Source organism: Kordia sp. E, from assembly GCF_056033805.1.
The window spans coordinates 1,140,320-1,152,667 of the sequence record NZ_JBRASR010000003.1 but is presented as its reverse complement, the minus strand read 5'-3'; the positions used below and the strand labels follow the sequence as shown (position 1 = coordinate 1,152,667).

General features: G+C 35.0%; 6 protein-coding genes. All 6 read right to left on the bottom strand.

What is annotated here, in order from left to right:
* Window position 1: 1 nt before the first annotated feature.
* The 6 genes from ACUUYC_RS17990 to ACUUYC_RS17965 all read right to left on the bottom strand — a co-directional run bounded on the left by ACUUYC_RS17990 (window position 2) and on the right by ACUUYC_RS17965 (window position 12,324).
* Window positions 2-1,294, bottom strand: coding sequence for a glycosyl hydrolase family 17 protein (locus tag ACUUYC_RS17990; protein ID WP_474268064.1), 1,293 nt, complete (start codon window positions 1,292-1,294; stop codon window positions 2-4).
* 15 nt (window positions 1,295-1,309) lie between these two features.
* On the bottom strand, window positions 1,310-4,771 hold the full coding sequence (locus tag ACUUYC_RS17985; RefSeq protein ID WP_474268063.1) for a hypothetical protein: 3,462 nt from the start codon (window positions 4,769-4,771) through the stop codon (window positions 1,310-1,312).
* An 89-nt stretch (window positions 4,772-4,860) separates the two neighbouring features.
* Window positions 4,861-5,691, bottom strand: a complete 831-nt coding sequence (locus tag ACUUYC_RS17980; protein WP_474268062.1) for a glycoside hydrolase family 16 protein — start codon at window positions 5,689-5,691, stop codon at window positions 4,861-4,863.
* 18 nt (window positions 5,692-5,709) lie between these two features.
* Window positions 5,710-7,146, bottom strand: coding sequence for a carbohydrate-binding protein (locus ACUUYC_RS17975; RefSeq protein WP_474268061.1), 1,437 nt, complete (start codon window positions 7,144-7,146; stop codon window positions 5,710-5,712).
* Window positions 7,147-7,157: 11 nt separating this feature from the next.
* A complete protein-coding gene (locus tag ACUUYC_RS17970) occupies window positions 7,158-10,331 on the bottom strand; it encodes a glycoside hydrolase family 2 TIM barrel-domain containing protein (RefSeq protein WP_474268060.1) in 3,174 nt (1,057 codons plus the stop codon).
* A 136-nt stretch (window positions 10,332-10,467) separates the two neighbouring features.
* A complete protein-coding gene (locus ACUUYC_RS17965) occupies window positions 10,468-12,324 on the bottom strand; it encodes a hypothetical protein (RefSeq protein WP_474268059.1) in 1,857 nt (618 codons plus the stop codon).
* Between the last annotated feature and the right edge of the window lie 24 nt (window positions 12,325-12,348).

Below are 12,348 nucleotides of genomic sequence, written 5' to 3'. Positions count from 1 at the left end.
CTTAGTGATTTACTGCTGATTTTGCTTTTACTGGTGGCAATTGCACTTCTAAAAGCAATGAGTCTTTGTTGCCATTATAAGTTTTTGTGATTTGATTTCCATTTCTGTATAAACCCTTAAAATTTCCTTTGTCAACTAAATCCCAAAGTGCATATTTTGCTTTTCCATCTATTGTGAATAATCCAAAGTGGTTTTCAGAACCTCCAGGATTACGTGCGTCTTTCCAAACTTCATCAAAAGCTTCAAAGTAGAAGCATGACATGTTTGCTTCTGTTGTCCATTCGCGCATGTGCTTGTAATAAAGTGCTTCTTTGTATTCGTCTGTCGCTTTACTTCCAGTATTTCCGTAATGTCCGTTTGAAGATGAAGCCCAACCAGTTTCTCCTATATGAATTGGTTTATTAACTCCTAAACTTTTCATGTAATTAAATACACTATCATATTGAGAAATAGCATATTCTTTTGCACTGATCATAGCATCATCAATTTTTTCAAGGCTCGATTTTTTCAAACCTTCTTCTATTCCCCAAAAAACAGGATGATAGTGCGTATCGTGCATTGGATACGTATGCATAGAAATATAATCTACTGCTTTGATTAACTTGTTTAAGTCTTCCACATGATAGATACTATCGCCACCGCCCCAAGAAGCAAAGTTGTCAGAACTTGTAATCCACAAGTCTTTCGATAGTTTTCCAGTTGCTTTTAAATCTTGTAAATGGTTTACCCATTTTAAAATTACGTCTGGCTGTACGTAGTAACTTGCTGCCCATTTTACCATGGCTTCGTTACCTACTGCTATTATTTTTACGATATCATCATATTGATTCGCCAATGCGACAGCTCGTGCAATTTCACCTTCGTTTTGTTCACTTTCCTGATTGTGATCGGGTACTTGGTCTGTCCAAGCATTTTTACAATCAATCCACGCACCTAACATGACATACATCTCAAAATTTGTGTCTTCGTTTTTCAGTTCCCTGATAGCTTTTAAAATGCTAGTTGCATGTGGTAGTTGTACATTATACGTACGCAAAATTCGAATATCCATCGCATGGAGAATCTTGATATCTTCTTTTAGCTCTTCAATTGTTGGTTGAATATCACGTAATGTGTCTCTATAACCTCCGTATGAGATTGCTAAATAGTCTTTATTTCCTAATATATCTTTCGCAGTCACTTCTTTTTGTGTTAATGGTTCTGGCGACGATGCCTTTTTTTTCTGTGAATTTTCACAAGACACCATTAATAGCGTTACCAATACAAGCTTCGATATGTGCTTTAATGTTCTCATGTCGTTTTTAATTTTTTACTTTAAATGACTTTTTTTAATATTCACATTGATTTGAGTTACTTCGTCTGCACGATTGAATACTTGCTGACTTGTAGCTGCATCTAAACGTAAGTTTTCGTATGCTTTGCTTGATCCATCTTTGAAATGAACCGTTAGTCCGTATGCATCGGCAATTGTATAGATAACAGGCACTTGACAGTATGTAAAGCACAATGATCCTTTTTGAACTGAAATTTGTTTTTGTTCTTTTGTAATACTTATATAGTTAAATGTGCTGTCTTTTAGTAAAAATTCATTCTGACGCAACATACAAGGATCAAAATATAGTTCTCCTTCTGTTACAAATACACCTAACTCGCCAAAACGACTTAAGATGTCTTCTTTTACTTGTCCTGTCATTCCAGGTTGCTGAGCACCTTTTCCTCCTGGCGTATGTGAATACGGATCCGTTGGAAAAGCACCATATAACGATGGAGATTTGTGAACTCCAATACCTTCATTAATTTCGTAATAGTGTTCTAATAGTCTACCAATAACTTCATCACTTTCTTTTGCTCTAATTGCTTTGATACAACATTCAAATACAGCTAATTGTAGCTTTGAAACCATGTGCCAGTAGATAGAACCTAAACCTTCATATCCATAGAATGTTCCAGAACGACCTGTAAATTCTTTATGATTGAATACTTCTTCAAAGATTTCTAACAGATCCGAAGTTTCAGTCAATGCTAATTCTTTGTATACCGTTTCGCTTAATCCTTGTAAAGCCTCGTTTAAATCACCTGCATTTTTAAAGTTTCCATTAAAATGGTATTCACCTCTTATATCTTTTGAAATGATACTTCCGTTGTTATCTTTTAGTAACTCATTTAATAGTTTTGACTTTGCAACAGCTTCTTTTGGAATTTTATTACGTTGAATGAATCCAACTAACTCTTTATTTGGATAGAGTAAATAACTATACTGATCTGGTCGGAATAGTTTGCTGCTTTTTAATGCATCAAGTACAGCTAAAGCTTCTTTAGAGTCTATGTAGCCAGAACTTAATACTGCTACTTGACCTTCTAACATTTCGCTTAAGTACGAAACTGAAACATCTCCGTTATCTTCAACAGTCATTAGATTGTATGCATGATACAGATTGTCTGCTCGCTTATTTGCTTCTATTGAATGTTCTAAATATGCAAGACTCGTTTCGACGAATTCTTTAATCTCATTGATTGTAATTGTCGTTTTTCTTCCAGAAAATGCATTAGTATAAATGTGCTCTCTAAATTCACTTCCTGCATTTCCTAACCCATCTAAGACTTGTTTACGTGCAGTATCATTAATTTTTCCAGCTAATAAACTTTTGTGTGTTGAGAATGTATTTGAAATTTTGTGATAGAATTCTGCTAATTCTTTCGAGATTTCAACTGTTTCTGTTGTTGTGTTTGCAAATACTCCATTGAAAAACTTTAGGAAACGTCTTAAATAGTAAAGTGTTACCATTGAAACTCCATTTCCTACCAATGCATTATTCGCATCATTCCATTCTGGACGTTGTGTATTCATCCAAATACCACCTTCAGGAATGAAATTAGATAGTTTTGCAAGTGTTGTTGCTAATATTTTTTCTACAAAATTTACTTTTACAATAAATCTACTTTCATCACGAAGTAACGCACCATCAGCACCAAGTTTTTCTCTCTCGTTGCGAATATTGATATCTAAATCTTCATCGAATTCAATAGTATCTTTTGGGTTTTTTAGTAAATCTTGATATTTTTTTATCTTGTAAGGTACATTTGCATATACAAATAAGTCTTTATCAAAGAAGCTTTCCAATTTTCCTGGTTTGTGGCTTTCAATGATTTCTAAGAATTTCTGTAAGTATATGATTTGGTGATCTCCCCAATATCCTATGTACGACCAAGGATCGTCTGGTTCAATTGTTTCCCAATCGAAACCTCCTTTGGTAACACGGTATGGATTGTAACCGTCAAATGTTGTTGCATTTAAGAATTTATGAATCATGCTTTCAATAAATTCTGGATATGAATGTGCTAACGCTTCCCAGTTTTGGAAAATATCACGCCAGTTTCCTTCATAATCTAATATTTTTGAACCATCAACTTCACTTCGTGTGTTAATAGAGAATTTATTCCAAGGACGACTTGGATCTCCGTGACGACGACTGAATTTTAATGGCATGTATTCTAAACATAAACGTCTAAAGTTTTTGTCTTGACTTGCATATGCAATTTCTTGTAAGGTAGAAATTGTAAATTCTTCTGGTAAATCTTTAATTACTTCTTCTGAAGTTCGGGCTACTTTTTTGTTCGCTTTCGCTAGATAGTCTACAAAGTCCCACTTCTCTATCTGATAGTTATCGTCAAAGATTCCACCACGCATAATGTTGAATAACGTGTTTGAGAAGTGACGTGTATCTCTAAATTTATCTGCTGATAATTGCAATCCGTCAGAAGCAGCATTGAGCGCTATTAAACGTTCTGTACCAACATTTATATTTTGTTGTACTTTTTCAGCTAAATCAGCTTCATTTTTTATACTATTTGATAGTATTGCAATATCTGAATGATCTTGATTTACGTTTGTAACCGTAATCCAGTCTTTGCTTTCTGAAGCTTTTAAACTTACATCTGCATTGATGAAATAAGCTCCTTTTTCGGCTTTTACATCAATTTCTTGTTGAATTGGATGACGTTTACGGAAATCTCTTAATTGCAATGACGATAGTAAGTAACGAGCATTGTCAAACCCTAATGACCAAACTACATTGGCTTTTAAAGCTTCACTCGGTTCGGCTTTGTCTACAATTATCGCGCTAAGCGCATAAATACCTAATCCTGTACTTTCTTCTAATTCATTTCGCTTGTATGCATCAACTAAATTGCTACTTGCATTTTGTAAATCTGAACCAACTCCGTACGGTAATATATTTTGAATTCCATCTAAAACAGAAATATCAACCGTTTCGTTTGAATTGTTTGTGAGTATTGATTTTTTTACAAATCCGTACTGATCACTTGAATTCCATTGGTAACGAAACGTCAACTTTAAATCGTGATTGATCTCTTCAAACATTACTTTATTACCGTAATTGTTTTTGTAGAGATTACGAGTTACTTCATACATTCCTTCGTAGCGTTCTGAAAACGGTTCCCAAAGTTGAACCTTATTGTTTTTGGCAACTTGAAAAATAGATTTACTTCCTGTTATTTCTGCTGACTCAGTAATTTTATCGTCAGTATAATATGGAAATAATGAAAATTCCGAATTTTTTCGTCCTGCAGTTAAGCCTCCATTACTGGAGATAAACATCCAGTGGTTAGAATCGCTCACAATGCTCATGAAAAATGATCGCATGGCATCACTGTTAGAGATTTTATAAAATTTTTCGTTTTCTATATGAACATAATCTATTTGAGATGTATGTGATAAAATGTCTTGTTCTAATGTTATTTCTTTAATCATTATAGGTCTTTAAGTACAACTTCTATGTAATGTTTTCAACTTTAGTAAGCTTTCCATTAAAACTTTTAATGGAAAGCTTTGTTCTATTTTTATTGATATACTCTTACGTAATCGACTAACATTGTTTGTGGGAAAACAGTATTTTCATTTGGAGAACCTGCGAAAGAACCTCCTACTGCAAGATTCATAATTATGAAGAATTCATGATCATACACCCATTCTCCGGTAACATCTGCTGGAGTAATTTGGTTATATAATACATCGTCTACATAAAAATTAACATATCCTTCTCCCCACTCAATACCGAATATGTGAAAGTCAGTATCAAATCGATCGTTTTGTAATTCATACATTTTTGTGATAGGTTGTCCTCCAGAATATCCTGGTCCGTGAAGACTTCCATGAACAATTGTAGGTTCTTGCCCACGATATTCCATAATGTCAATTTCTCCACATTGTGGCCAACCAACAGTATCAATATTATCACCTAATAACCAGAAAGCTGGCCAAATACCTTGTCCCCAAGGCAATTTGATACGTGCTTCAAAGCGACCATATTTTTTTGCATATAGTCCTTTTGTAGTAATTCTAGCTGATGTATATCCAGATCCTTCAAACTGTTCTTGAAGAGCTGTTATTTTTAACATTCCATCTTCTACAACTATGTTCTCTGGTCTGTCAGTATAGTATTGTAATTCATTATTACCCCAACCATTATCTCCAGTTCCTGTTTCATAATTCCATATAGCCGAGTTTGGTGCGCCGTCTACATCAAAATTGTCCACAAGAACACGATCGGTAAGTGTAGTTACTTCTTGAGTTTCATCAGTACTACAACTTGCAATTAAGAAAAAAGCAAGAATGTACAATGCACTATAAATGCGATTTGAATTTATTTTGGTGTTTAAAATTGTATTCATCTTTACGAGCTTTTTTTATTAATTTTCAGAATAGAAATAGATATTATCTAAAGAGATATTGGTAATTGTTCCGTCTGAAACAAAAATCATAGCTCCAAGTGCATCTTGACTGCCAAGACCACTAAAACTAGATAAAGGAATATCAAATCCTACCCAATCATTGCTTGTTAATTCGCTTCCTGAAATAGTATACGTTCCAGCAATTTGACTACCTAAAGTAAAGTTGTTGAATATCTCAATTCTGAAGAAATCTGAAGCTTCTACAGTTTCATTCGGTCTTATATCTATATGAAAATGTGTCATATCTGAAGCATCAACAGGTTGTACTCCACTTCCATCTCTACCGTAAAATTCAATTGCTACGAAATTGAGCAAAGTATAATCTATGATGTTGTTGCTTCCTTCTAGAATAGCACCTCCGAGTGTCGTTTGAAAACCATCTAAGTAAAAACCATTATAGTTATCAACTGGAACATTGGCAAACACATCACTAAAAATTGAAATGACATCAATATTTACAGATGAAATTGTCAATGATCCTGAGGCATTCATTCCGGCTAGTGTAGCTGTAATAACTGATGAGTTATCTACAACTCCTGTATCTGGGTTCACTTCTCCTGGTCCTTCTACTGTTACTAAACCTTGACCATCTACCGAAGCCACAAAAGGGTTCGAAGTAATAAAATCGAAGTATGCTGGTGTTGCAGTAACAGTAACATCTTGTCCATTTGCAAGATTAAATGTTTGAGTTAATCCTATGATTGGTACAGAAGTGTCAATATTTGCTTGTGCAGTTTGATCTTGACCACCGAGTATTGCTGGTCTAGGTTGTCCTAGTGTACCTAAGTTTTCAAAACGAATTTCGTCTATCCAAAAAGTGAAACCAGCACCATTAGTACTTTCCGTTCCTGCTGAAAAAATAAACATTCCTTTTTCCTGTACTAACTTTGAAGCATCTGGAATTGGAATAGTATATTTTTTCCAATCAGTTGATAGCTGTGTATTCTCTAATCCAACTGCATATCTGTTATCTATAAAATCAGTTCCAAAACCGAAGAGTCCGACAGTTGCTGTAGTAGAACCTTTTGCCCAAAAAGTTAGGGCATCATAACCTGTTAAATCTCTACCTTCACCACGGTCTTTAAAAATTCCTCCTATAAAGCCTCCTTCTGGATCATTAGGAGCTGGTACATCGATTCTTATAGATGTTGTTCCTTCATATGCTTCATTATCGTCAGTTCCAAAACCACTAGTATTGGCTCCTCCTGCTGGATCAAAAGATATAAAAAACGCATCGGTAAGTCCTACAGGTGCATCTGTAAATACTTCTGCAGTATTTGGAAATGTAGCTAAATCAATATCATCAGAAAAGCCTCTTTCACAACTTATCATCATGATACATATCAATCCTAAAATAGGAAAGACAATGTTATATTTTAAATTTATTTTTTTCATAATCATAGTTTTTATTTACCGATATTAATATGTATGTACGTTCTTATTTCCCATTCTCTACCATTTGGAAATCCTACTGGACTTACAATTGGTGAATTAGCAAATTCAGCTGTTTGATTTGGTAAAAAACGTGGAGAATTTTGATCCATAGAACGCCATGTTCCTCTAATTCCTATTTGTGTACTTGGTAATATAAACCAGTCTGGTTTTCCTAACGTTGTAGATACGTCTAACATTAATTGTACAGGATATGTTAAGTTGAAATCACGATGATAATCAAATGGTCCCCAATCATTAAGTTTAACTTGAGAGGTAACTTTAATTTTTTTGTAAAGCATTCTTAAATCTCCACCAAAACGATCAATAGTTCTTTGAGAATCACCATTTGCCTGACCATTTCCATAATAGAAGTTACCTATTATTCCTAGATCTGGGCTTAATTTTGAAACAATACGCGTGCTTGCTTCCCATAAATCTTCTGCAGGAGCAGATTGTCCAAAAGCAAAGAATTGACGATTTGCTAAAAATCCAATATGTGCATCTTGTGTAGTTGGTAAACGTTTGTATACAAATCCTGCGCTTACGGCAAGCTTCGCATCTTCTGCTCTATCATTGTCCCATTCGTACATCCATGTTCCTGGAGTTGGATCATATGATAATAACATTTCATAACCATAAGTTTCTCTATTACCACTTCTTACAGCAAACGGATCGTCAATTACATTTCGTAAACGTCCAGGTGCAAATATTCCATCTGGCATAGGATCTACCAATGGTTTTTGGTATAAGAAGTTAGGTGCTATTTGTAAATCTCCTATTAAGTATGTAAATCCTGAAAGGAAATTGGTCATGTTACCACTTCCTGTATCCTTAAGTTTCCAACCTGTAAAAGTTCTAGTTTGATCAGCACCACCATTGGCAACTAAGCCCATGTATGATCCTTGCGCATACCAATTGAATTTTCCTCCTTGATATGTAATTTTGGCTTTAGCTCCCCAGTTGTCACTACTTTGTATTTTATCTACTAAAACTACATCTCTTTTTTCTTCATACACTTGGAAAGAACTTCCTTTTAATGGATTACCTCCCCAAATTCCTCCTAGTGCAACACCAAATTTTCCGAATTTTCTTTCCAAAACTAACGTTGCTCTTTCTGTTGGCCACGGTGGAATTACACCACTGGAAACTTGGTTTGCGTCTAATACACGTCTACCATTACTATCAAACTCAAGGTCTGTATTTAAATCTCTATGATAGATTCCTGTTACATCCCAATTATATATATGTCTAGAATATTTTAATAATACTGTTGGATTTGCTCCCCACCATAATTGTGGACCAAAAGCAGCCTTCAAACCTTTTAAAGCACCTTTTGCATCGATTTCCATCCCTAAGATTTCACCATTGTAAATATCTAAGTTAGGTCCATAATTTGCTTCAGGATATAAGTTGAAGAAATCTCCTTCATATGCCCAATGGTAATGTCCTGTACGATAGAATCCTCTTAAGTCAAAGTTTTTATTATTCCATTCAAACTCTGCATTATATACTTGAACTCTATTAGGATCATTTAAGGTTGTAGTACCATCTGGAGTAGTCACTTCTTGGCGTCTTCCTCTGTTTTCATAGAAAATCTCATCTATTGGATTTTCTGCAACATTTCCTAAGATATTAAAGTTAACTTCTGCTCTCATTCCTGGCGCAGGGTTTCCTTCTACTCCAATGAAATAAGATTGCATATGATCAAATCCTAATTGATTTGGATATGTTATTTCATCTGGATTTGGGTTATCTGGAGTTGTAATTAAACTACCTCCTGTGTTGAATGTTGTAAATTCAGCACGCATATTACTGATGCGAATTTTTTCATTTCCTCCAATAGCTGCTTTATCGCCTCTAGCTCTTAAAACTGCATCCATTAGATTTATATTCTTGAAGTAGTTATCTACAAAGCTTTTATCTACACCTTCGTCGTATGGATTTAGATTATGTGCTTCTTTAAGTGCGTAATATGCAGCTCTTGGATATAGTGTATATAAACCTCTTTCATTGGTTGGTCCTTTGGCACAAATTCCAAACCATTCTTCATTCATATTATTTGCTCCTGGAAATGCTTCGTCAATTTTATAACCTCCAGCATTCCAAGTAGATTCTGTTTGATGTGTGTCGGCATCTTTTCTGTCATCAAATCCAGCTTTCCACCAACCATCACTAAACTGAAATGTAAAACCTCCAATAGAGTTTTTTGCTCCACCTACTCCAGCAGCATTGTCATATATTTCTTTCCAGTTTTTAACCATGTAATGCGCTTGCATTTTTTGGTCTTCTGCATTATCAATTGCATTATAGGCATCTGATCCAAACTCAGTAAACATAATTGGTTTACCGTATTCTTTTTTAACACGTGTAAAGGCATCTCCAAAAGATTCTCCACGATACATGTTTGTTCCGTAAATATCAACATCTTTACACTCTTCGGCAATGATTTTCATAAACAGTAAATCACCATTACATATCGCTACTGGATGATTCGCATCTATTTCTTTCATAGCTTTTGCGGCGTCATTCATCAGCCTATACATAGGTCTACCTCTTCTTTCTCCGACTGCATTAATTTTTTCTTCTCCATCAGGGAAATCTTCAGTTTCTGCTCCTTGCCAAAACAAACCATAGTTATTTTCATTACCAATGAGGTACATTAATATACCTGGTGTGTTTTTGTAATCAGTTACCATTTTTTTGATGTCCGATAACAGTATTTCTTGTGTACGAGGATCATTATACTCTGTTATTGGAGTCCATACACCATCTATAGTTAAACCATAACGACCAAAAGGATCATTTAACATGGTGTAAACACCATAGTTTTCATAGATATACTTAACCCATTTTGCAGGAACACCAGTATATTGACGTATAACATTAACGTTCATGTTCTGTAAAAGAGACATTTCAGCATCTAGTCCAGCCTTAATGATATCATCCGATTTTTTGTAGAATTCGGCATTAACAACATTAGTTCCAATTGGAACATAATCCCAGTTCATTCCATTAATCATAAATGGTTTTCCATTTACAATCAATTTCGCCCCATCGTCATTACTCTCAACATACACCTTATTGTTTTGTGAAAAAACTAAAGAAGTTATGAAGAAGAATACTAGTATTACGATATTTTTTTTCATTATATTATTTTTTAATTGGTCAAAATTTTATTCATAACATTTATAACAATGATGTCTATCTTATAAGAAAACCATGATCGTTTTTGTTAAAAACACCCAAATTCATCCTAAAGATAAATTTGGGCGTATGTTGTTTTTATTGTCTGACAAGTTTAAAAGACCAGTAACCAGTCGTTCCAAAGGCTATATCTAATTCCATCGTATTACCATCACTTGATACGTCTGCTATATATGTAATAGAGGATGGAGCGTCGCCAGGAGCTGCTAATTCACCAGCGTTGTTCACTTTCGCTAATCCTAAGAATCCTCCAGTACCATCTATTGTTATAGTTCCTGCACCTGCATCGTACGTATACGTAGCAGAAGCACTACCATCATGAGGGAAAACTGGTGCAGCACAACCTTCAGGGTCATTTCCTTGCCAAGCTTCTACCCAAGTATCAGCTCCTAAAACATTTTCGAATGTACCATCTGCATTAAATACATATGTATCGTCAAATAAACATGCTCTTGTTGTTACATCATCTGATGAACTAGACCACCATGATACATCATCTAAAGCAGGTCCTACTCCTAATGCTCCTGATTCTGGAGCTAGTTTCCATGCACCTTGAATACCTGTTGGAACAACATCTTTTACTAATTTGAATGACCAATAACCTGTTGTACCAAAAGCGATGTCTAATTCTAATGTATTACCATCACTTGATAAGTTTGCTAAGTAAGTAATTGAACTTGGAGCATCACCAGGAGCTGCTAATTCACCATCATTGTTTACTTTGGCTAATCCTAAGAATGCTCCAGTTCCATCTATAGTAAGTGTTCCTGCACCTGCATTATAATTGTATGTTGCAGAAGCAGTTCCATCATGAGGGAAAACTGGTGTAGCACAACCTTCTGGGTCATTTCCTTGCCAAGCTTCTACCCAAGTATCAGCACCTAATACATTTTGGAATGTACCATCTGCATTAAATACATATGTATCATCAAATAAACATGCTCTTGTTGTTACATCATCTGATGAACTAGACCACCATGATACATCATCTAAAGCAGGTCCTACTCCTAATGCTCCTGATTCTGGTGCTAATCTCCATGTTCCTTCTAACGCAGAAGGCTCAGGTGGTGCATCTTTAACTAATTTAAATGACCAAAAACCTGTTGTACCAAAAGCGATATCTATTTCTAATGTATTTGCATCTACAAGAGTTGCTATGTATGTAATAGAACTTGGAGCATCGCCAGGTGATGCTAATTCATTATCGTTATTTACTTTGGATAACCCTAAGAATGCTCCGGTTCCGTTTATTGTTAGTGTTCCTGCACCTGCATTATATTCATATGTAGCAGAAGCTGTTCCGTCGTGAGGAAAAACTGGTGTAGCACAAGCTTCAGGATCAGTTCCTTGCCAAGCTTCTACCCAAGTATCAGCACCTAATACATTTTGGAATGTATTGTCTGCATTAAATACATATTCATCATCAAATAAACATGCTCTTGTTGCTACATCATCTATTGAACTAGACCACCATGATACATCATCTAATGCTGGACCAACACCTAAGGCTCCAGCTTCAGGAGCTAGTCTCCATCTTCCTACTAAAGGATTATCACTTGGAGTTGGAGCATCTGGAATGATAACTACTGTATATTCTTTTGTTATAGTAACATCATCTCTACCTGGTAAAGAAGCTGTAACTGTAATTGTATATGTAGCAGTTTCTTCTGGATAGGTATATATTACCATTGGTCCACTCGTTTCAAATACATCTGAATTATCATTAGCAGCTCCAAAGTCTACTGTATATACTATTCGTCCATCTGGTGGAACTGTAGAAGGTAATACTCCTACTTCATTTCCCTGCGAATTTAATGCTGCAGTTACAAAATTTAAACCTTCTATAATATTTAGATCGTCATCTTGATTACAAGAAACTGTAATACCTAAAATAAATACTACAAGGACTAACAATCCGTTTTTTAATATTTTCATTTCTTTATATTTAGTGTTTAACAT